The sequence below is a fragment of the Streptomyces sp. SPB162 genome (genome assembly GCF_029504575.1).
Lineage (GTDB): Bacteria > Actinomycetota > Actinomycetes > Streptomycetales > Streptomycetaceae > Actinacidiphila.
In genome coordinates, this window is the sequence record NZ_JAQFII010000001.1 from 1,364,017 (window position 1) to 1,385,792 (window position 21,776).

19 protein-coding genes, 1 pseudogene and 1 riboswitch are annotated in these 21,776 nt (G+C 72.6%); of the genes and pseudogenes, 5 read left to right on the forward strand and 15 right to left on the reverse strand.

The features are described from left to right. Positions 1–9: 9 nt before the first annotated feature. Entirely contained in the window at positions 10–894 is an 885-nt protein-coding gene (locus M2266_RS06310) for an amidohydrolase family protein (RefSeq protein WP_277437250.1), read from the reverse strand. A gap of 190 nt (positions 895–1,084) precedes the next feature. Between M2266_RS06310 and M2266_RS06315 the strand changes: the two genes are divergently transcribed. After that, a complete protein-coding gene (locus M2266_RS06315) occupies positions 1,085–1,375 on the forward strand; it encodes a hypothetical protein (RefSeq protein ID WP_277437251.1) in 291 nt (96 codons plus the stop codon). 73 nt (positions 1,376–1,448) lie between these two features. Here M2266_RS06315 and M2266_RS06320 read toward each other — a convergent pair whose 3' ends face one another. Both M2266_RS06320 and M2266_RS06325 read right to left on the reverse strand, forming a co-directional pair. After that, a complete protein-coding gene (locus M2266_RS06320) occupies positions 1,449–2,858 on the reverse strand; it encodes a peptidase C39 family protein (RefSeq protein ID WP_277437252.1) in 1,410 nt (469 codons plus the stop codon). Between the two features lie 214 nt (positions 2,859–3,072). Then, positions 3,073–4,209, reverse strand: coding sequence for a Xaa-Pro peptidase family protein (locus M2266_RS06325; protein ID WP_277437253.1), 1,137 nt, complete (start codon positions 4,207–4,209; stop codon positions 3,073–3,075). Between the two features lie 101 nt (positions 4,210–4,310). Between M2266_RS06325 and M2266_RS06330 the strand changes: the two genes are divergently transcribed. Both M2266_RS06330 and M2266_RS06335 read left to right on the forward strand, forming a co-directional pair. Beyond that, complete coding sequence (locus M2266_RS06330; RefSeq protein WP_277437254.1) at positions 4,311–4,928, forward strand: hypothetical protein; 618 nt, start codon at positions 4,311–4,313, stop codon at positions 4,926–4,928. Positions 4,929–5,369: 441 nt separating this feature from the next. Then, positions 5,370–7,268, forward strand: coding sequence for an AAA family ATPase (locus M2266_RS06335; RefSeq protein WP_277437255.1), 1,899 nt, complete (start codon positions 5,370–5,372; stop codon positions 7,266–7,268). Positions 7,269–7,299: 31 nt separating this feature from the next. Here the strand turns inward: M2266_RS06335 and M2266_RS06340 are convergent, their stop codons facing one another. The 11 genes and pseudogenes from M2266_RS06340 to M2266_RS06390 form a co-directional block, all read right to left on the reverse strand. Further along, positions 7,300–8,352 (reverse strand): hemolysin family protein, encoded by a 1,053-nt coding sequence (locus M2266_RS06340; protein WP_277437256.1) that lies wholly within the window; start codon positions 8,350–8,352, stop codon positions 7,300–7,302. Next, positions 8,349–9,692 carry a hemolysin family protein gene (locus M2266_RS06345; RefSeq protein WP_277437257.1) on the reverse strand — a complete coding sequence of 448 codons (1,344 nt, stop codon included), beginning with the start codon at positions 9,690–9,692 and terminating at the stop codon, positions 8,349–8,351. Before M2266_RS06345 ends, M2266_RS06340 begins: the two co-directional genes overlap by 4 nt. 179 nt (positions 9,693–9,871) lie before the next feature. Then, a complete protein-coding gene (locus M2266_RS06350) occupies positions 9,872–10,363 on the reverse strand; it encodes a PH domain-containing protein (RefSeq protein ID WP_277437258.1) in 492 nt (163 codons plus the stop codon). Beyond that, positions 10,363–11,211 (reverse strand): ATP phosphoribosyltransferase, encoded by an 849-nt coding sequence (gene hisG, locus M2266_RS06355; RefSeq protein ID WP_277437259.1) that lies wholly within the window; start codon positions 11,209–11,211, stop codon positions 10,363–10,365. Before hisG ends, M2266_RS06350 begins: the two co-directional genes overlap by 1 nt. Positions 11,212–11,285: 74 nt before the next feature. After that, a complete protein-coding gene (locus tag M2266_RS06360) occupies positions 11,286–11,558 on the reverse strand; it encodes a phosphoribosyl-ATP diphosphatase (protein WP_138353026.1) in 273 nt (90 codons plus the stop codon). A 34-nt stretch (positions 11,559–11,592) separates the two neighbouring features. Continuing rightward, entirely contained in the window at positions 11,593–12,078 is a 486-nt protein-coding gene (ribH, locus tag M2266_RS06365) for a 6,7-dimethyl-8-ribityllumazine synthase (protein ID WP_277437260.1), read from the reverse strand. A gap of 53 nt (positions 12,079–12,131) precedes the next feature. After that, positions 12,132–13,436, reverse strand: coding sequence for a bifunctional 3,4-dihydroxy-2-butanone-4-phosphate synthase/GTP cyclohydrolase II (locus M2266_RS06370; RefSeq protein WP_277437261.1), 1,305 nt, complete (start codon positions 13,434–13,436; stop codon positions 12,132–12,134). Next, positions 13,433–14,090 (reverse strand): annotated as a pseudogene (locus M2266_RS06375) (nicotinamide mononucleotide transporter family protein). Before M2266_RS06375 ends, M2266_RS06370 begins: the two are co-directional and overlap by 4 nt. Continuing rightward, a complete protein-coding gene (locus M2266_RS06380) occupies positions 14,087–14,695 on the reverse strand; it encodes a riboflavin synthase (RefSeq protein WP_277437262.1) in 609 nt (202 codons plus the stop codon). Before M2266_RS06380 ends, M2266_RS06375 begins: the two are co-directional and overlap by 4 nt. Continuing rightward, the gene (gene ribD, locus M2266_RS06385) at positions 14,696–15,814 is read right to left on the reverse strand and encodes a bifunctional diaminohydroxyphosphoribosylaminopyrimidine deaminase/5-amino-6-(5-phosphoribosylamino)uracil reductase RibD (protein ID WP_277437263.1); all 1,119 of its coding nucleotides are present in this window, start codon (positions 15,812–15,814) and stop codon (positions 14,696–14,698) included. Positions 15,815–15,934: 120 nt separating this feature from the next. Continuing rightward, positions 15,935–16,065, reverse strand: a riboswitch (FMN riboswitch). A 127-nt stretch (positions 16,066–16,192) separates the two neighbouring features. Further along, positions 16,193–17,416 carry an ROK family transcriptional regulator gene (locus M2266_RS06390; protein ID WP_277437264.1) on the reverse strand — a complete coding sequence of 408 codons (1,224 nt, stop codon included), beginning with the start codon at positions 17,414–17,416 and terminating at the stop codon, positions 16,193–16,195. 85 nt (positions 17,417–17,501) lie between these two features. On the opposite strand from M2266_RS06390, the gene M2266_RS06395 reads away from it, so the two are divergent. Continuing rightward, positions 17,502–18,695 (forward strand): MFS transporter, encoded by a 1,194-nt coding sequence (locus tag M2266_RS06395; RefSeq protein WP_277437265.1) that lies wholly within the window; start codon positions 17,502–17,504, stop codon positions 18,693–18,695. A gap of 9 nt (positions 18,696–18,704) precedes the next feature. Here M2266_RS06395 and M2266_RS06400 read toward each other — a convergent pair whose 3' ends face one another. Beyond that, a complete protein-coding gene (locus M2266_RS06400; RefSeq protein ID WP_277437266.1) occupies positions 18,705–20,009 on the reverse strand; it encodes an alginate lyase family protein in 1,305 nt (434 codons plus the stop codon). Positions 20,010–20,317: 308 nt separating this feature from the next. Here M2266_RS06400 and M2266_RS06405 point away from each other — a divergent pair, with 308 nt between their 5' ends. Next, on the forward strand, positions 20,318–21,775 hold the full coding sequence (locus tag M2266_RS06405; protein WP_277437267.1) for a glycosyltransferase: 1,458 nt from the start codon (positions 20,318–20,320) through the stop codon (positions 21,773–21,775). Position 21,776 lies beyond the last annotated feature (1 nt).

The following is a 21,776-nucleotide window of genomic DNA, read 5'->3' on the forward strand; positions in this document are numbered from 1 at the left end:
GGCGTCCCGTCAGATCTTGAAGAGAACTGACGCGTTGTCGTGGCACACGGCGCGCAGCCAGGCGTCCCCGAGGCCGAGTCGCCGCAGCGACTCCAGGCCATGGGCGTAGGCATACGGGATGTTCGGGAAGTCGCTCCCCCACAGGATCCGGTCGCCGAGGTCCGCGAGCCGGGCGTACTCCCCCTTCGGCAGCGGGGCGGACTCCTCGGAGAAGTCGGTGAACGCCATCGTCGTGTCCAGCAGCACGCCGGGGTGGCGTTCGGCCAGGTCGAGGAAGGCGGTGTAGTCGGGCATCCCCATGTGCGCGACGACCAGCCGCAGCCCGGGGTGCCGGGCCAGCACCCGGGCGATCGGGCCCGGACCGGTGAACGCGCCGGGCACCGGCCCCGACCCGCAGTGCGTCACCACCGGGATCCCGGCTTCGGCCAGCAGCCCCCAGACCGGTCGCAGCAAGGGGTCGTCGGGGTCGTAGGCACCCACCTGGACATGCGACTTGAAGACCCGGGCGCCGCCCTCGACGGCCGTCCGGACGTAGCGGGCGGCGCCCTCCTCCGGGAAGAAGGTGGCGGTGCTCAGGCAGTCCGGCGTGCGGGCGGCGAAGTCCGCCGCCCAGCTGTTCAGCCAGCGCGCCATACCCGGTTTGTGCGGATAGACCATCGAGGTGAACGCCCGGACGCCGAAGCCGCGCAGCACCGCGAGCCGCTCGTCCTCCTGGTGGCGGTAGGCGATGGGCCAGTGCCGGCCCACGAGCGGTCCGGCGGCGTCGAAGTACGCCCACACCTTGTCCAGCACGCGCTCCGGCATGAAGTGCGTGTGCACGTCGATCAGCCCCGGCAGCCCGAGACCGCGCCAGAACGCGGTCACCCGTGCGTCGTCCGCGCCCGTCTCCACCATGCGGGGGCCTCCGCCCGTTCCGTACGGTCCCGCTCCGTCCGGTCGGCGGCGTCCGTCCGGGTCCCGGGGTCCGTCCGGACATGATCGCAGAGGGCCCCGAGCCGGTGGTGGCCCGTCGGCCCGGCCCGTGCTTTCGGGCCGCGGCCCTGGCCGGGTCGCAATTGTCGGTCGGGCGGCGGATCCTGGCCCTATGGGAAACACCTATCGGGGCTGGGCGACAGTGATAGCGGACGGTGCCGGAACTCCGGTCGAGGCCGATCTCTACGCGATCCAGGAGAAGGGCCGCCTCTCGGCCTGGCACGGCAGTCTCCACGCCGCCGCGGGCGGCAGCCGGTGGGCGGTGCGCGGCCGGACGCTGGACCTGCGGTTGCCCAACGGGCGGCAGGGAGAGTGCGTCATCACCAAGGTGTTCCCGGAGACGGGACGCGCCGAGGTGACCGGGAACGGACCGGTGCCGTTCGGGGCGGAGCCCGGGAGGTAGCGGGATTGCGGCGACGCCCGGCCGTGCCGCGGTACGGGTCCCCTCCGGCGCGGCCGGAGGGGACCCGTCAGCGTCAGTGGACGCCGACGGAGGCCAGGGCGCGGCGCTGGCCCGGGCTCGGGTGGGCCGGCCAGTAGAGGTAGCAGACGCCGCCGGTCCCGCTGCTGACCTTGCCCGAGGCGTTGTAGCGCTTGGTCCGCAGCCAGATCGTCTCGAACTGGGACCGCTTGTAGACGTGGCGCACCGCGTCGTCGCCGGAGCAGGCCGGGTCGTTGGCCACCACGTCGCCGTCGGCGGTGAAGCCGGCGACGCACATCAGATGGCCGGAGGTGCCGTAGCCGGCGCCGTCCAGCTCGGTGGCGAGGAAGGACTGGGACGTTATCACCGGGATGCCGGCGCGGATCAGCCGTTCGACGTCGTCCAGCGAGCGCAGCCGCGTGATGACGGCCTGCAGGTCGCGGTAGGTCGCGGCGTAGGCGGCGTTGAACGGCCAGTTGCCGCAGCCCTCGTACTGGTAGTCGTACGTGAAGCGGGCCGCGTGGTCGACCTGCGGATCGGCGTAGGCCGGGTCCACCCAGGCGAGGTCGGCCGCGGAGGGCCCCCGGCCCCAGTACTCGACGACCATCTGCGACGACGTCGGGCTGCACCAGGCCTCACCGCCGTTGTCGTACTGCGGGTACTGGCCCTTGTGGACGTTCTGCGAGTAGCGCGGCACCGGGAGTTCGACCCCCGCGCCCGTGCCGGGCACCGAGGCCGGCACGGTGAAGCGGTCCGGGATGGTGGAGGCCATCGCGCCCAGCCGCCAGAGCGTCGGGGAGAGCCGACTGCCGGGCTTGCGGTACAGGGTCGCCCGCAGCCGGTACGAGGCGAGCAGCGGACCGGTCGCCGCGTCGTCGATGGAGAAGGTGTCGGTCCAGATGCTGCTCTTGCCGTCGGTCTGGCCGTCGACCGAGGTGCGCCTGATGTCGCCGTCCCCCGAGGCCCAGCGGCCCAGGACGTAGGCGGGGGTGGCCGTGCCGTCGGTGTAGGTGCCGAGGAGCTCGACCTGGAGCCAGGTGCCGGCCGGGGTGCGGGCGTTCCACGACGCGATCAGTTCGCTCGCCGGGTGGCTCAGGGTGTGCACCGGGGAGGCCCAGGTGGCGGAGTCCCAGGTGGACGTGGTGCCGGTGTGCGGGTCGGTGTAGGCCAGTGAACCGGTGGGGTGGTCGATGACCAGGCCCGGCCGCGCCCCCGGCACCGGGCGGGTGCCGGCGCGTTCGCCGCTCCGCCAGTCGGTGTACGAGGTCCAGCCGGTGTACTCCACCGGCGCGCTGTCCGCCGGGGCGTCGTGGGGCGGAGCGCCCCGGTCCGCGGCCCCCGCGTCTCCGGGCCTCCCGGCGGCTCGCGGGGCTGCGGCCGCCCGGGTCGCGGGCGCGGCGGCGGTGGCGGCGACGGCGGCGAGCGCGGCGGTCAGGACGGTGCGCCGCGGAGCGGGTCTGGTCATGGCGGTGTTCCCCTCGCTGTGAACGACGGAGTCGGTCCTGCCGCGTCGGCGGGCACGCGGTGGATGCGCCTTACTATCGCGGCTCCCCCGGCGTTTCTGCCAGGGTTTCCGCCGCGCGCCACGGAGCAACATTGGCGCAGACCACTGGCACTCGGCCGGGACGAACACCCAGGTCCGGCCCTTCGCCGCGGTGTCGGACCAGGGCCCCGTCGTGCTACCCCGGCAGCACGACGAGGTCACGGCCCGTCAGGTTCAGCCGCTCGCCGGAGTTCTCGGTGCAGATCGCGATGTCCTCGATGCGGGCGCCGAACCGGCCGGGGAGGTAGATGCCGGGTTCGATGGAGAAGGCCATGCCCGGCTCCAGCGGGCGGTCGCTGCCCGCGACGATGTACGGCTCCTCGTGGGTCTCCAGGCCGATGCCGTGCCCGGTCCGGTGGATGAAGTGGTCGCCGTAGCCGGCGGCGGCGATGATGTCGCGGCCGACCGCGTCCAGCGCCTCGGCGGTGATCCCCGGGCGCACCGCCTCGACCTGCGCGTGCTGCGCGCGCTGCAGCACGTCGTACAACTCCCGGAAGTCGGCGTGCGGTTCTCCGACGGCGTAGGTGCGCGTCGAGTCGGAGCAGTAGCCGTCCTCGGTGGTGCCGCCGATGTCGACCACGACGGGATCGCCGGCCTTGACGACGCGGTCGGAGACCTCGTGGTGCGGGCTGGCGCCGTTGGGTCCCGAGGCGACGATGACGAAGTCGACGGTCGCGTGGTCCGTCGCGAGGATCGCGTCCGCGATGTCACGGGCGACCTCGCGCTCGGTGCGGCCGGCCCGCAGCCATTCGCCCATCCTGCGGTGCACCCGGTCGATCGCGGCCCCCGCCCGCCGCAGCGCCGCCACCTCGGCCGGGCTCTTGCGCATCCGCAGCTCCTGGAGCACCTCGCCGGCCAGGATCGCCTCGGTCTTCGGCAGCGCGGCGGTGAAGGCGAGCAGTTTCTCGGCCCACATGTGGTTGTCGACCGCGACCCGGCGCACCCCGGCCGGCAGCCGGCCGGCGATCAGCCGGTAGGGGTCGTCGGTCTCGGCGAAGCCGGTGATGTCGATGCCGAGGGCGCCGACGGGCGAGGCCAGCGCGGCCGGCCGTTCCAGGGCGGGGACGACGAGGAAGGCGTCGCCCTCGGCGGGCACCACCAGGCACGTCAGGCGCTCCAGCGGCAGCGCGTGGTAGCCGGTGAGGTAGCGCAGGTCTGCGCCGGGCGAGATGAGCAGGGCGTCGAGACCCGCACCCGCGGCGGCCTTGCGGGCGAGTTCGAGACGCTCGGCCGGGAACAGCCCGGCGGAGGCGGAAGCGGAGGAGTCGGTCACGCGTCACACCGTAGACGCCTGCGGCGTCCGGCGGAGGGCGCCCGGCAGGACGCGTCGCGGCCCCGGCCGCGCCGTACCGCGGGCTCGCTACGCTGAGCCCGATGAACGATCACGCCGCCTCCACCTTGAGCGACCCCCTGGCGGGGTTCGCCGCACATCTGCGGGAGCTGCCGCCGTCGTGCGGACCGGTCAGGATCGTCGCGGTGGACGGGCACGCCGGCTCGGGCAAGACCACGTACGCCGCCCGGCTCGCCGCCGCGCTCGGCGGGGCGCCCGTCGTCCATCTGGACGATTTGGCCACCCATGACGAGCTGTTCGGGTGGACCGGCCGGCTGCGCGAGCAGGTCCTGGAGCCGCTGGCGGCCGGCCGGACCGCCCGGCACGGGGTCTACGACTGGACGCTGCGGCGCTTCGAGGGCGTCCGCGAGGTGCCTGCCGCGCCCGTGCTCCTCCTGGAGGGCGTCGGGAGCGGGCGGGCCGCCCTGCGACCGCTGCTGTCGCACCTGCTGTGGCTCGAGGTCCCCCGTGACACCGCCAGGAATCGCGGACAGCTGCGGGACGGACCCGAGATGGACGCTTTCTGGTCCTCCTGGATGCGCGCGCAGGACGCGCACTTCGTGTCCGATCCCTCACAGCCGTTCGCGGACCATCTGGTACTTGTGCGACCAGAGGGATACAAGATGCTTCCGGGGCCTGGGAGACACTCCCGGATGCCATGATTCCTCACGGACGGTGACCGATCACGGTCGGTGCGCTGCCACTTCCGGACGACCCCGACGGAGCCTTCGGGAGCGGCTTGACCGGGGGGGTGTACAGGAATTACGTTCTCAATACGCGGCCAGTGCGGGCCGCTCCCATGATCCGAAGCCCCCGGTTGTTCCCCCGTGACCGGGGGCTTCGCCGCGTCCCCGCCCGGTCCACCGGCCCCCTCGCGCCCCATCGCCCTCACCCACTGTCACCACGTGGAGTCCGTGCGTCGAACGGCGCGGCACCGAGGGGAGCGCTGCGCCGCTCTACGGCACGCCGGTTATCGCAGGTACGATGCGATCGGGGTGCGGTGGCAGGCGGGGGCGACTCCCCTGCGCCAACTCCCGTCCCCGTCCTCAAGGTTGGGACGGGATACAGCAGCAAGCCGCGGGGGAACGGTTGGTGGGGACCTGATGGACTTCGGGACAGAGCGCTCGGGCGCCCCCGCCGGCCTCGCCTGGCTGCGCGCCGTGGACGCCTACACCGTCGGGGCGTACGCGCAGGCCGAGGAGGAGTTCCGCACCGCCGTCCGGCTCGATCCGGGGATGGCGGACGCCTGGCTGGGCCTGCACGCGCTGCGCGCGGACACCTCGACCGCGCTGCTCCAGATGTACCGGCACCGGGACCGCTTCGGCGAGGAGCGCCGGCTGCACCGCAGGTCGCTCAACTCCTGGTACTGGCTGGGCTGGTGGGTGCAGCCGGTCCTGGAGTCCGAACGTGATCTGCTGCTCGCGCACGCCTCGCACTGGCTGGACGGCCGGCATGTCGCCGAGCTGGACCGCGCGCTGGCCGAGTGCCCTCCCGTCGACACCGACCGGCAGGTCCGCTTCCTGCACGCCTGCCGGGCGTATCTGGTCAAGGACTGGGAGCAGCTGGTCCGCAACACCGAGCCCCTGCTGGGCGATCCGGTGCTCGGCATCGAGGCGGGCCTGTTCGGCGGGATGGCCCGGGTCCGCCTCGAACTGTGCGGGCAGGCTGAACCGCTGCTCGCCGCCGCGCTGATGCGCTGTCGCAGCGAGCAGCCGCAGCGCAAGGAGCTGCGCTACTGGCTGGCCCGCGCCTACGAGGGCACCGGCCGCACCGCGGCGGCACTGCCGCTGTACCGGGCGGTGCACCGGGTGGACCCGGCGTTCATGGACACCGCCGCCCGGCTGGCGGCGATCAACGAGTCGGATGGGCTCGACGAGGGCGAGGGCGCGGCTGCCGGCATGGCGGCCGTCTCGCTGTCGGGCTTCGGCCAGGCCTCCCCCGACGTGCTCGACAGCCCGGACTCCGCCTTACTGACCGGGGAGCCGATGGACGGCCGCGGCCCCGGCACCGAACTGGAGGAGCCCGCGCTGACGCTCGGCCCGCCGGACGACGACGTACGGGAGAAGTCCGTGGTGGGGTCGCCGGCCCTGCCGCCGCTGTCGATGACGGCGCCCGACCCGATGCTGCTCGGCCAGGCACTCGCCGAGTTGGACCGCATGGTCGGTCTCGAGCCGGTGAAGCGGCAGGTGCGGGCGTTGTCGGCGCAGCTGCGGATGGCGCGGCTGCGGGCCGGCCAGGGGCTGCCCGTGCAGCCTCCCAAACGCCACTTCGTCTTCTCCGGCCCCTCCGGTACCGGCAAGACCACCGTGGCCCGGATACTCGGTCGGGTCTTCTACGCGCTGGGCCTGCTCGGCGGCGACCATCTCGTCGAGGCCCAACGGTCGGACCTGGTGGGCGAGTTCCTGGGGCAGACCGCCGTCAAGGCCAACGAGCTGATCGACTCCGCGCTCGGCGGGGTGCTCTTCGTGGACGAGGCGTACGCCCTGTCCAACTCCGGCTACTCCAAGGGCGACGCCTACGGCGACGAGGCACTCCAGGTGCTCCTCAAGCGCGCCGAGGACAACCGCGACCGCCTCGTGGTGATCCTCGCCGGCTATCCGGAGGGTATGGACCGGCTGCTGGCGGTGAATCCCGGGCTCGGTTCCCGCTTCACCACCCGGGTCGACTTCCCCAGCTACCGGCCGCTGGAGCTGACCCGCATCGGCGAGGTCCTGGCCGCGGACAACGGCGACCACTGGGACGAGGAGGCGCTGGAGGAGCTGCGGGCCATCAGCGCCCATGTCGTCGACCAGGGGTGGATAGACGAGCTGGGCAACGGCCGGCTGCTGCGCACCCTGTACGAGAAGAGCTGCGCCTACCGCGATCTGCGGCTGACGGACTACCCGGGATCGCCCAGCCGTGACGACTTGTCGACCTTGCGGCTCCCGGACCTGATGCAGGCGTACGGCGAGGTGCTGTCCGGCCGCGGCCCGGGGGTGCCGCCGGGCGAACCGGCCGAATAGTGCCGGTCCGCCACAGGGGCCGGAAGGGGCGTCAGGCCCGGCCGGCGATGGTCGGCAACTGCCGGTGCGCCGGGTCGCGCACCTCGCCGACCAGCATCTCCAGCACGTCCTCCAGCGCGACCAGCCCGATCGGGCGCCCGTCGGCGTCCGCGACCGCCGCGAGGTGCGACGCCGCACGCCGCATCTGGGTGAGCGCGTCGTCCAGCGGCAGGTCGGCGCGGAGTGTCGCCATCGGGCGCCAGAGCCGCTGCGGCACCGGGCGACTGCCGTCCTCGACGTCCAGGACGTCCTTGACGTGCAGGTAGCCCAGGTAGAGGCCGTCGGGGCCGGCCACCGGGAACCGCGAGTACCCGGTGTGGACGGTGAGTTCCTCGACCTGGCGCGGGGTCACCGACGGATCCACCGTGATCAGCTCGGCGGGGCGCAGCAGCACCTCGGTGACGGGGCGGGTGCCCAGCTCCAAGGCGTCCTCCAGCCGCTCCTGCTCGTCATGGTCGAGCAGCCCGGCCCGCCGGGCGTCCTCGACGAGCACCGTCAGCTCCTCGCTGGTGAAGACGGAGTCGACCTCGTCCTTCGGCTCGACCCGGAACAGCTTCAGAATCAGCCGCGCGCAGCTGCCCAGCACGGTGATCACCGGCCGGAACACCCGGGCGAAGGCGACGAGTCCGGGGCTGAGCCACAGCGCGGTCTTCTCCGGGGCCGCCATCGCCAGGTTCTTCGGCACCATCTCGCCGATCACCAGGTGCAGCGAGACCACCACCGCGAGCGCCACCACGTACCCGACGGCGTGCACCAGCCCTTCGGGCATCTGTACGGCCTCGAAGAGCGGTTCCAGCAGCTGCGCGATGGTCGGCTCGGCGACCGCGCCCAGGGTGAGCGAGCAGACGGTGATGCCGAACTGGGCCGCGGCCATCATGCGCGGCAGGTTCTCCAGCCCGTACAGGACGGTACGGGCGCGCCGCTGTTCGGCCGCGAGCGGTTCGATCTGGCTGCGGCGGACCGAGACCAGCGCGAACTCGGCGCCGACGAAGAATCCGTTGGCGAGCACCAGCAGGACGGCGAAGATCAGTTGGAGGGCGCTCATCGGGCGGCCTCCTGTTCGTCCTCGGCACCGGTGTCGGTTCCGGTGCGCACGATGCGCACCCGCTCCGCCCGGTGGTGGGAGACGTCCCGCACCCGCAGCTCCCAGCCGGGCAGCTCCGCGGTGTCGCCGGGCTCGGGAATGCGTGCCAGCAGGTCGGCGACGAGCCCGGCGACCGTCTCGTACGGCCCCTCGGGGGCCTGCAGCCCGATCCGGACGAGCGTGTCCACCCGGCAGCCGCCGTCGGCGTCCCAGGCCGGCAGGCCGTCCTCGGTCGGGGCCTGCGCCAGTTCCGGCAGGTCCACGGCGTCGTGCTCGTCGCGCACCTCGCCGACGAGTTCCTCGATGATGTCCTCCAGGGTCACGACACCGGCCGTGCCGCCGTACTCGTCGACGACGACGGCGATCGGCTGCTGGCTGCGCAGCAGTTGCAGCAGCTGCCGTCCCGCCAGCGTCTCCGGGACCAGCAGCGGCGAGACCGCGATCCGGCCGACCGGGGTGCGGTCGCGCAGCGGGGCGGCGACGGCGAGCGCGTTCTTGAGGTGGACCATGCCGATGATGTCGTCCAGCCGCTCCCGGTAGACCGGGAAGCGGGACAGCCCGGTGGCCCGGGTGAGGTTCAGGACGTCGGCGGCGGTGGCGGTGTCCTCCAGCGCGCTGACCCGGACCCGCGGCGTCATCACGTTGGCGGCCGTCAGGTCGCCGAGCGACAGGGTGCGGACGAACAGGTCGGCGGTGTCCTGCTCCAGCGTGCCGGCCTGCGCCGAGTGCCGGGCGAGGGAGACCAGTTCGCGGGGGGTGCGGGCCGAGGCCAGCTCGTCGGCCGGCTCGACGCCGAGCGTCCGCACCAGCCGGTTGGCGATCCGGTTGAGCACTTCGATGACCGGCCGGAACGCGGTGGAGAACACCCGCTGCGGGCCGGCCACGAACCGGGCCACCTGCAGCGGGCGCGAGACCGCCCAATTCTTGGGGACGAGCTCGCCGACGACCATCTGCACGGCCGAGGCGAGCATCATGCCGATGACGACGCCGACCCCGGGGGCCGCGCCCTCGGGCAGTCCGGCCGAGGTGAGCGGGCCGGTGAGCAACTGGGCCAGGGCCGGTTCGGCGAGCATGCCGACCACCAGCGAGGTGATCGTGATGCCGAGTTGGGTGCCGGAGAGCTGGAACGACAGCTTCCGCAGCGCCGCCACGACGCTCCGGGCCCGTCGGTCACCCTCGGCGGCGGCGCGTTCCGCGGCCGGCCGGTCGACGGTCACCAGACCGAACTCGGCGGCGACGAAGAAGCCGTTGGCGAGAATCAGGACGAATGCCGCACACAGCAGCAGCAACGAGGTGTTCATGCCGCCGCTCCGGGAATCACGTGGACTCCGCTGGAGGGAGGGGCGGCGCAGGTACTACCAGACGATTTGGACATCGTCGTTTGGGTGTCACTCCTTGGGTCGGTGGGGCCCCGCGCGGCAGTCTCCGCAAGCACTGCCCGACTACCAGAGTAATCAGGAGCGGGGCTGGGTCGGCAGCCCTATCCGGTGCCCGGCTGCCCGGTGCCGCGCGCTTCGGCCAGGGCCCGCAGCCGACGGGCGGCGCGGACCGCCTGGTCCCGGCCGCCGCCGGGCTGGATGCCCATGGCGGCCAGGCTGGTGCCGTCGGTGAGGTCGAGGTACGCCCACGGGTCGCCGGTCCGGAGATTGACCTTGACGATCTCGGCCCACTCCAGATGGCGGCGGACGACCAGGTTCACCACGGTGACCCCGGCGTCGTCCGCGACCACCTTGGGCCGGCTGAGCACCGCCAGCAGGGCGAAGATCAGCACTCCCGTGATGATCATGGTGGCCCGGTCGCCCGGGCCCCAGGGCTGCGCCCCGCCGCTGGGCATCATCAGCGCGACGACGGTGAGCACGACCAGCAGCCCCGCCCCGATCGTCAGCAGCACCACGCGGGTGCGGACCGGACGGAAGGTGACGGGCAGCTCGGGTTGGGGCACGGCGGCGGACGGGACGGGATCGCCGGACATCACAGGCGGGCGGCGTGGATGCCGGTGGTGAGGATCGCCCGGGCGCCGAGGTCGTACAGCTCGTCCATGATCCGCTGCGCGTCGCGGCTGGGGACCATGGCGCGGACGGCGACCCAGCCCTCGTGGTGCAGCGGCGAGACGGTCGGCGACTCCAGGCCCGGGGTGAGGGCCACGGCCCGTTCGACCTGCTCCACGCGGATGTCGTAGTCCATCATCACGTACCGGCGGGCCACCAGGACGCCCTGCAGCCGGCGCAGGAACTGCGCGACCTTGGGGTCCTCGCCGTCCACGCCGGTACGCCTGATGACGACCGCCTCGGACTCCATGATCGGCTCGCCGAAGACCTCCAGGCCCGCGTTGCGCAGCGAGGTGCCGGTCTCGACGACGTCCGCGATGACCTGGGCGACGCCCAGTTGGATCGCGGTCTCGACGGCGCCGTCCAGGTGCACGACGGAGGCGGCGATGCCGTTGTCGGCCAGGTGCTTCTCGACGACGCCCTCGTAGGAGGTGGCAACCGTCATGCCCCCGAGGTCCTTGACCGACTGCGCCGTACCCGGCTCCGCGGCGTAACGGAACGTGGAGCGGGCGAAGCCGAGCTGCAGGATCTCCTCGGCGTCCGCGCCCGAGTCCAGCAGCAGGTCGCGGCCGGTGATGCCGATGTCGAGCCGGCCGGAGCTGACGTAGATCGCGATGTCGCGCGGCCGCAGGTAGAAGAACTCCACCTCGTTGTCGCGGTCGACCAGGACGAGCTCCTTGGACTCCTTGCGCTGCCGGTAGCCGGCCTCATGGAGCATCGCCGACGCAGGCCCGGAGAGTGAACCCTTGTTGGGAACGGCGATGCGCAGCATGAGAACGGCTTCCTTTGCGGTTCGGAGGGTGCGGGAGGTCTTCGGGAGCGGGACCGCGGGGTTCGCGTGCCCGCTCAGAGGTGGGCGTAGACGTCGTCGAGGGAGATTCCCCGGGCGACCATCATCACCTGCAGGTGGTAGAGCAGTTGCGAGATCTCCTCGGCGGTGCGGTCGGCGCCTTCGTACTCGGCGGCCATCCACACCTCGGCGGCCTCCTCGACCACCTTCTTGCCGATCGCGTGCACCCCGCTGCCCACCAGTTCGGCGGTGCGGGAGGTACTGGGGTCGCCGGTGGCGGCCTTGTGCTGGAGCTCGGTGAAGAGCTCCTCGAATGTCTTCTTGGCCATGGTGGCTCACACCCTACGCGGAAGTGCCGGACGCTCAGCGCCAGGGTTCGGATACTGAACGCAGGATGGTCGCGGTGGCCACCGCCGCGGTGACCGCTTCATGGCCCTTGTCCTCGTTCGAGCCGGGCAGCCCGGCCCGGTCCAGCGCCTGCTCCTCGGTGTCGCAGGTCAGCACCCCGAAGCCGACGGGCACTCCGGTGTCCACGCTGACCTGGGTGAGGCCGGCGGTGACGCCGTGGCTGACGTATTCGAAGTGCGGGGTGCCACCGCGGATGATGACGCCGAGGGCGACGATCGCGTCGTAACCGCGGCCCGCCAGCACCTTGGCGACGACCGGCAGCTCGAAGCTGCCGGGCACCCGCAGGACGGTCGGCTCGTCGATGCCCAACTCGGTCAGGGCGCGCAGCGCGCCCTCGACCAGGCCGTCCATGACCTGGGTGTGCCACTGGGCCGCGATCACTGCCACGCGCAGGTCACCGCAGTTCTTCACGGTCAGCTCGGGGGCGCCCTTACCGCTCACGTCTCTCCTCAGTTCCGGTGTGCTGGTCGTACGGGGTGGTGTCGTGCGGGTGATTACTGGTTGCCACAGGGGCTGGTCACGACCGGGTCGAGCCACGGCAGGTCGTGACCCATCCGGTCCCGCTTGGTGCGCAGGTACCGCAGATTGTGCTCCCCCGCCGCGACGGCCATCGGCTCGCGGGAGAGGACCTCCAGGCCGTGGCGGGTGAGCGCGTCGACCTTCTCCGGGTTGTTCGTCAGCAGCCGCACGGACCGCACCCCGAGGTCGGCGAGCATCTGCGCCGCGGCGCCGTAGTCGCGGGCGTCGGCGGGCAGGCCGAGTTCCAGGTTGGCGTCCAGGGTGTCGCGGCCGAGCTCCTGCAGTTCGTACGCGCGCAGCTTCGACAGCAGGCCGATGCCGCGGCCCTCGTGGCCCCGCAGATAGACGACGACACCGCGCCCCTCGGAAGCCACCCTTTCGAGCGACGCCTGGAGCTGCGGTCCGCAGTCGCAGCGCTGCGAGCCGAACACGTCCCCGGTGAGGCACTCGGAGTGCACCCGCACCAGGACGTCGTCGCCGTCGGCCAGCGCGCCGTCCGCGTCCAGGTCGCCGGCGATGAGCGCGATGTGCTCGATGCCGTCGGTGGTGCTGCGGTAGCCGTACGCCCGGAAGTCGCCGAAGGCGGTGGGCAGCCGGGTCGCCGCCTCACGGCGCACGGTGGGCTCGGCGGCGCGGCGGTAGGCGATCAGATCCTCTATGGAGATGATCGACAGGCCGTGCTTGCGGGCGAACGGCACCAGCTCGGGGAGCCGGGCCATGGTGCCGTCCTCACGGGCGATCTCCACGATCGCCGCGGCCGGCCGCAGTCCCGCCAGCCGCGCGAGGTCGACGCCCGCCTCGGTGTGGCCGTTGCGGACCAGGACGCCGCCCGGCCGGGCGCGCAGCGGGAAGACGTGGCCGGGGCGCACGAAGTCACCCGCGACGGAGGAGGGGTCGGCGAGCATCCGGATGGTGGTGGCCCGGTCGGCGGCGGAGATGCCGGTGGACACGCCGTGCGCGGCGCTCGCGTCGACCGAGACGGTGAACGCCGTCTTCATCGACTCGGTGTTCGCCTCGACCATCTGCGGCAGTTCGAGGCGGTCGAGCTCCGGCACCTCCATCGGCACGCAGATCAGCCCGCGGCACTCGGTCATCATGAAGGCGACCAGCTCGGGGGTGGCCTTCTCGGCGGCGATGATGAGATCGCCCTCGTTCTCGCGGTCCTCGTCGTCGACCACGACGACGGGACGGCCGGCGGCGATGTCGGCGATGGCCCGCTCCACCGGGTCGAGCGTGAGATCACCGTCATGGTCGGCGTACCAAGTCTGCAGCGCGGTCATGCTGTGGCTCCATCCGGGACGGTCCCGCTCGGCGTCCTGTCCGTCCGGGTCTGCAGCCACCAGGCGCGCAGACCGAGGACGACCAGGACGAAGTAGATGACATAGACCAGGCCCGAGAAGGCCAGCCCGTTGTTGAAGGCGAGGGGGACGCCGACCACGTCCACGGCCAGCCAGGCGAACCAGAACTCCACCCAGCCGCGGGCCTGGGCGACCATGGCGGTCAGCGTGCCGACGAAGATGTACGCGTCGGGCCACGGGTCCCAGGACAGCTTCGGGTAGGCGGTGAAGAGCAGCGCCAGGGCGACGGTGCCCGCGGCGGTGCCGGCCACCAGCCAGGGCCCGTTCGGCCCAGGTGGCGAACCGGATGGCGAGGCGGCCCTGCGTCGCTCCGCCGCGCCGCCACTGGACCCAGCCCCACACCGCGACGGTGATGACCACGAGTTGCTTGCCGATGCCGCCGCTGAGGTGCGCGGAGGCGTAGGCGGCGACCAGCACGAGGCCGGAGAGCAGCTGGACCGGCCAGGTCAGCATGGAACGGCGCCAGCCGAGCGCGAGGGCGCCCAGGCCGAGCAGGTTGCCGGCCATGTCCGACCAGAGGATGTGCTGGTCGAAAGCGGTGAACGCCTCGCTGTTGAGCCAGTCGAGCGCACTCATGGCGTGGTCTCCGTCCGGTTCGCGCCGAGCAGCCGCTCGACGTACTTGGCGAGTACGTCCACCTCGAGGTTGACCGGGTCGCCGGGCTGCTTGAAGCCGAGCGTGGTGAGCGCGAGGGTGGTCGGGATGAGGCTGATGGTGAAGTGGTCGGAGCCCGCGTCGACGACGGTGAGGCTGATGCCGTCGACGGTGATCGAGCCCTTCTCGACGACGTAGCGGGTCAGTTCGGCGGGCAGCGAGACCTTGACGAGCTCCCAGTGCTCGGCCGGCGTGCGCTCGAGGATGGTCCCGGTGCCGTCCACGTGACCCTGGACGAGGTGGCCGCCGAGGCGTCCGCCGAGCGCCATCGGGCGCTCCAGGTTGACGCGGGAGCCGGTGGCCAGCGCGCCGAGGCTGGAGCGCTTGAGGGTCTCGGCCATCACGTCGGCGGTGAACTCGCCGTCTCCGAAGTCCACGACGGTCAGACAGACGCCGTTGACGGCGATGGAGTCGCCGTGCTTGGCGCCTTCGGTGACGACGGGGCCGCGCACTCGGAAGCGGGAGGCGTCGGCCAGCTCCTCGACTGCGGTGATCTCGCCCAGTTCTTCGACGATTCCGGTGAACACTCAGTTCTCCTCGGCGTGCGGGTATGCGGTGATGCGGAGGTCGGGACCGATGCGGACCGTTTCGGTCACATCGAGCCGCAACGCCTGCGTGATGGTGGTGATTCCGGCGTCGGCCAGCGCGGCCGGTCCGGCGCCGAGCAGGACGGGCGCGAGGTAGCCGACGACCTTGTCGACGGCGCCCGCGGCCACGAAGGCGCCGGCCAGGGTGGGGCCGCCCTCCAGGAGCACGGAGCGGACTCCGCGGTCGTACAGGGCGGTGAGCAGGGAGGGGATGTCCAGCCCGGGGCCCGCTGCCGCGCGGGGCAGCCGGACGGTCTCGGCGAGGCCGTCCAGGTGCGCGGTCGCGGTGTCCTGGGCGACGGCGATCAGGGTGCGGGCGGCGGCGTCCAGCACCCGGGCGCCGGGCTTGACGGTGGCGGCGGTGTCGACGACGACCCGCAGTGGCTGGGTGACGCCGTCCAGGCCGCGCGCCGCCAGGTGCGGGTCGTCGGCGCGCAGGGTGCCGGAGCCGGCGACGACGGCGTCCGCCTCGGCGCGCAGCCGGTGGACGTCGGCGCGGGACTCCGCGGAGGTGATCCAGCGGCTGGTGCCGTCGGCGGCGGCGATCCGGCCGTCGAGGCTGCTCGCGTACTTCCACACCACGAAGGGGCGGCGGCGGGCGAGGGTGGTCAGCCAGACCTCGTTGCCCCGGGCGGCCTCGGCGGCGAGCAGCCCGCCCTCGGCGTCGATGCCGGCGGCGCGCAGGGTGGCGGCGCCGCCGCTCGCGTCGGGGTTCGGGTCGGCGACCGCGTAGACGACGCGGGCGACGCCGGCCTCGATGAGGGCCTGGGAGCAGGGGCCGGTCCTGCCGGTGTGGTCGCAGGGTTCGAGGGTGACCAGGGCGGTGCCACCGCGGGCCGCCTCTCCGGCCGCGCGCAGCGCGTGGATCTCGGCGTGCGGGCCGCCGGCCCGCTGGTGCCAGCCCTCGCCGACGGTGCGGCCCGCGGCGTCCAGGACGACGCAGCCGACGACGGGGTTGGGGCTGGTGGAGCCGAGCCCGCGGGCGGCGAGCCCGATGGCTCGGCGCATTGCGGCGATGTGGGCCGGAACTGCTGTGGCCACCGGGTCCTCCTGCCTCATAGGGCACGGACTCCGGGGCTGTCACGAGGACAGTAAGCGGGTTGCACCAGGAGACGCCGAGGCGGGAAACGGTTCGCCCGAGGGACGAGCCGACAGCAGCGGCGCACCGGTGATAGCCCGCCGCGCACTGCCTCCCATCCGGACTTTCACCGTCGGTCCAGGAGTTTCACCTGGTCAACCGGCCGCTGGCTGCGGACGGGTCGCGGACTGTAACCGCCGGTTCGGAATTACACCGACCCCGGAGTGCGCAAACGTCACTGATACAGCCCCCAGTCTGCCACGTCCGATCACAGCGCCGGTAGAGAGGTGACTGTGGTCTCACTCACGAGAGGGGCGGCGCGGGGGTCCGCCCGGGCAGCCGCTTCAGGCCACCGGCGCTCAGGGGGTGGGGACGAACAGATCCTCCTGGGCGGCGTCCATGGCGGACAGCACGGCGCCGCGCAGCACCGCGCTGCCGGTGACCGTGCCGGCCCGTACGTCGGTGCTCAGCGGCGACATCAGCGGGAGCCGCCGCGCGACCCTCCCGGCCAGCGCCTCGCCGCCGGCCCGGCCAATCTCTCCCGCCAGCACCACGCAGCCGGGGTCGAGGACGGCGCAGACCGCCGCCGCGCCGATGGAGATCCGGTCGGCCAGCTCGTCCAGGAACGCCTCGCCCCGCTCCCCGGGACCGGGGCCGCAGGCCCAGCGGACGGCGGCCTCGGCCGTCTCGATGCCGTCGCCGGGCTCGGGAAAGCCGTGCCGGCGCGCGAGCGCGCAGACCGCGGCGGAGCCGGCCAGCGAGTGGAAGCCGCCTTCGCAGTCGGTGACGGACGGCAGCCGCGAGGTGCCGGGCACCGGCAGGAAGCCGATCTCGCCCGTTCCGCCCGAGGCGCCGCGCCGCAGCCGGCCGTCGAGCACGACGGCCGCCCCGACGCCGGCGCCCAGCCACAGCAGGACGAAGGTGTGCCGGCCGAGGGCGGCGCCCACGCGCTGCTCGGCGATCGCGGCCAGGTTGCACTCGTTCTCCAGCAGGACCGGGATCCCGAGCCGGCCGCGTACCTCGGTCACCAGGTCGCCGTGCCAGGCGGGCAGCGCGCCGGTGGCGCGGAGCTGCCCGGTGGCGGGGTCGACGAGGCCGGGTGCCCCGAAGGCGACGGTGTGCAGCGCTTTCGCGCCCGCCTCGTGCGCGGTGCGCTCCAGCAGCTCGGTCCCGCGCCGGGTCACCTCGTCCGGGGCGTCGGACGGACCGACGGGCATGGCCGCGGTGCCGACGGTGCGGCCGAGCAGATCGGCGACCGTGACGGCGATGCCGGAGACGCGGATGTCCACTCCGGCGATGTACGCGCGGTCGGCGACGATCGCGTAGAGCCGGGCGTTGGGACCGCGGCGATCCTCCCCCGCCGTCCCGGCGACCTTGATCAGCCCGGCGTCCTGGAGCCGTTCGACCAGGTCGGCGACGCTGGGCCGGGACAGCCCGGTGAGGTTCTTCAGCTGGGCGGCGGTCAGCGGCCCCTCGCTCTGCAACAGCCCCAGCGCCAGCCGGTCGTTGATGACGCGGGCCGTGCGCGGCGAGGCGGTGGGGCCGGGGGGCGGGGGGCCTGCGTGCGCGCGGGTGGCGGTCATGCCGGGATCCTTCCAGACACCGGACGCCGAACGGGCATCCGAAAAGCCATTTCTATCAGGCAGGCTCCCTGATAGTTTACGCGCCATGACAAGTGCAGCGACGCAGCAGGCCGATCCGGGGCTTCGCCGGGCCCACATAGCCATCGCGACGGTATTCGCCGTGCACGGCTCGGTCGCCGGTAACTTCGCCACCCGGATTCCCTGGATCAAGGACCATCTGGACCTCAGCGCGGGCCAGCTCGGCCTGGCGCTGATCTTCCCGGCCTTCGGCGCGTCCGTGGCGATGCCGCTGGCCGGCCGGGTCATGCACCGTTTCGGCTCCCGTACGGCGCTGCGCGGGCTGCTGGCCCTGTGGTGCGCGGCGCTGGCGCTGCCCGCCGCCGCCCCCAACCTGATCTCGCTGTGCGGCCTGCTCTTCGTCTTCGGCGCCACGGCCGGCATGGCCGACGTGGCGATGAATGCGCTGGGCGTCGATGTGGAACAGCGCAAGGGAAAGTCGATCATGTCGGGGCTGCACGGCATGTGGAGCGTGGGCACGCTGGCGGGCTCCGGGATCGGGGTCGCCGCCGCACACGCGGGCATCGACGCCCGGCTGCATCTGGCGGTGGTGGCGGCGGTGCTGATCCCGCTCGGGTTCTTCGCGTGCGCCGGCGCCCCCGACATCCACCCGGAGGTGGAGACGGAGGCGCCGCCGCGGTTCGCCCTGCCGCCGCGCTCCGCTCTGGTCATCGGGGCCATCGGCTTCTGCGCGGTCTTCGCGGAGGGCGCGAGCATGGACTGGTGCGCGGTCTACCTCCGCGACGTCATCGGGGCCTCCGCCGGTGTCGCCGCGGCCAGTTACACCGCCTTCGCCTGCACCATGGCCGCGACCCGGCTCGCCGGGGACGCGGTGGTGCGGCGGCTCGGACCGGTGCGGACGGTGCGGGCCGGCGGCGTACTCGCCGTCGTGGGCGGGCTGCTGGTGGTCGCGGCCGATGCCCAGCCGCTGGCCATCACCGGCTTCGCGCTGCTCGGCGTGGGCATCGCGGTGGTCGTGCCGCTCTGCTTCGCCGCGGCCGGGCACGCGGGTCCGGTGCCCAGCCAGGCGATCGCCGGTGTCGCGACCGTGACGTACACCTCGGGTCTGGTGGCGCCGGCCGCCATCGGGTTCATCGCCAACGCCAGTTCCCTGACGGTGTCGTTCGGGCTCGTGACGCTGCTCGCGGCGGGACTCGTGGTGGGCGCGGGGGTGTTGCGCCCGGCCGCCGGACGAGCCGTCTCCGGCTCGTCCGGCGCGTGAGCGGCGGACTCAGCCGGTGATCGAGTCCAACTGCTCGGCCGCGGGACGCAGCGCCCACAGGTCACCGCCCGGCGGGGCCTGGAGCGCGGACACCGCCGCGCGGGCCCTCGGGTCCCCGGCGTCGGCGGCCGCATGGACGAGGTCGCTCGCCGCGTAGGCGTGGAAGTCCAGTTCCGGGTGCGGCCAGGGCGCCTTGCCGGTCGCCGCGGGCAGCAGGTAGTCGACGGCGGCGGAGAGCCGCTGTCCGGCCGGCCCCCGGTAGGACCACAGGTTCACGCCGACGTGCTCGCCGATCGCCGCGAGCCGGGTGAACGCCACCAGGTTGAAGGTGGAGTAGTGCCAGCTGCGGGTGCGGGAGATCTCGCCGGGCTGGCTGCCGTCGGCGGCGATCTGCGGGTCGATCCGCGAGGAGCGCGCCGTGGCCACCGTCCGGGCGGCGAGGTCGCGGTGACCGGTGGCGAGTTGGAGCGCGGCCAGCTGCATGTCGAAGAAGGTGCCGTGGTTGTTGGCGGCCGCGGCCTCCTCCGTACCGAAGGCGCCGCCGAGCCAGCCGCGGAAACCCTCGTACCAGGTGCGCATCCCGCCGCGGTCGCCCGCGGTCCAGCCGGGGGCTCCGGTGTCGAGGATGGCGGTCGCGTCGAGGACGCTGGTGAAGCCCTGCGAGAAGTCGATGATGCCGATCGCCCGGCCGTCGTACTTGCACGGGATGATCTGCGCGTGGTCCAGGTTCGGGTTCATGCGGGTCGCCGGGTCGGTGAACCAGGTGCGCAGGATCTCGGCGGCGTGCCGCGAGTAGGCCGGGTCGCCGGTGTAGTACCAGGCGAGGCTGAGGGTGTAGGCGGAGGCGAACACCTCACCGCGCTCGTCGTGGTCGGTGAGTTCGTCGACCTCGGGATTGCGCTGCCCGTCCTTCTGCACGTAGGGACACCCCATCGGGTTGTCCGCCGTCTTCGGCAGGCTCGCCCACCAGTAGGGGGCCTGGCTGAGGTAGTCGTGCTTGTCGCCGCCGGGCGGCGTGCGGTCCTTGTCGGTGACGGTCCACGGCCCCTGGCCCAGCCAGCCGTCGGCCTGCGTGCGCAGCGCGGCGACGGCTCTCCGCAGCGCCGGGTCGCCCTTCGCCAGCCGCGCCTTCGTCTGCCGCAGGCGCTCGCCGTCCAGCACGACGGTCCGCGGCGCCTTCGACCCGGCATGGGCGGCGGGCGGGGGCGCGTGATCGGGCGCCGCGGACGCCGGCGATGCCATGGGCACGAGCAGGGCGGCGAGCCCGGCCAGGGTGGCGAGCAGCGCTACCCGACCCCTACGTCTTCCGCTCATCAAACGCTCCGATCACATACATGAATGGTGTTCACAATGGCGACCGTGTGAGCGTAAGGCAGCCACTGCTGCCTGACAACGCCTCGTACGGGATTCACGGATGAGACCAAAAAGGGGCGCATGGCCGGTACGGAGCCGGTCCCGGCAGACGTCAGCCGCACGGGTACCCGCCCGGCGTACGGCGGCACCTCCACCCCGCGCTTGCGCTAGATTGCCCTTCCTCGGCACCGCGAGCCCCCAACTCGTCGACCGGATCATGGATTCCCCCTCTCTTTGCTGCGGCCACAACCAAGGAGGCGACCGCGACCGTGCCCGAGACATGGGTAAGCGTCATCATTCCGGTCTACAACGCTGTCGACTTTCTGGACGAATGCCTGGAATCGGTCGTCCAGCAGACGATCGGCATCGACCGCGTCGAGGTCGTGGCGGTCGACGACGGGTCGACGGACGGCAGCGGCGACCTGCTCGACCGGTGGTCGGCGAAACACCCGCAGATCCGGGTGGTCCACCAGAAGAACTCCGGTGCTCCCGGCGGCCCGCGCAACCGTGCCATCGACATGGCCACCGGAGAATTCCTCTTCTTCGCCGATCCCGACGACTACTTGGGCACCGAGGCTTTCGAGCGCATGCTGGCGGCGGCCCACCGCGACGATTCCGATGTCGTGCTCGGCCGTATCCGCGGGGTCGGCCGCGCCGCGGCGACGGGGCCGTTCCGGCAGAACGTCGAGCGGGGCGACATCTACAGCACCAAGGCGGTGTGGAGCCTGACCGCGCACAAGCTGTTCCGCCGGTCGATGGTGGCCGAGCACGGACTGCGTTTCGCGGAAGGTGTCCGGCTGGCCGAGGAGCAGATCTTCATCGTGCCCGCCTATTTCGCCGCCAAGGCGATCTCGGTGGTCGCGGACTACGACTGCTATTACCTGATGATGCGGGAGGGTTTTCCCCACCTCACCCAGCAGGGGCCCGATCCCGAGGTGTTCTACGGGGGCATCCGGAAAGTCCTGGAGACGGTGGTCGAGAAATCCGAACCCGGCGCCCGGCGCAACAGCCTCCTCCTGCGCTGGGGCCAGGTGGAAATTCTCGGCAAGTTCGGGCGCAATTTCCCGCGCTGGCCCGAGGACCGGCAGAAGGCCTACGTGCGACTGGCCTCGGAACTCCTCCAGGACTTCATCCCCGAGGAAGTCCTGACCCCGCTCTCCCCGCTCGACCAGGCGCGCGGGCAGTTGCTCCGCCGTGGTCAGCTGGATGAACTGATCGCCCTCGCCCGGTTCGAGCAGTCCGACTGGGCGGACCTCACCGACGTCGCCTGGCTGCCGGACAACCGGCGGTTCACCGTCGGCGTGCGCACCCGACTGCGGGCCTCCAACCGCCCCGCGAACCTGGCGCACCACTTCCTGCTCCAGCGGGTGGGCGACGGGCACGAGGTCGTGGTCCCCGCCGGGGAGCCGGGGGGCGGCGGGACGGAGTTGACCTTCGCAACCGTCTTCGACGTGCGCCATCTCGGCACCGAGGTCCGCCGGCCGGGCGCGTGGAAGATACTGCTGCGGCTGTCGTACGGCGATCAGTCCAGGGACTTCCCGGTGTGCTTTCCCGGAGCGAAGGTCCCGACGGGCGCGGCGGGCCGCAGGAAGTTCCTCGCGGGCCTGCGCCCGATGCTGGTCTGGCTCTCCCGCGACCAGGACGGCCAGGCGGAACTCATCGTCACCAACTGGCGCGGCGTCGCCGGGATGGTCAAGCGCAAGGTCCGCAAGCGGCTGTCGCGGTGAG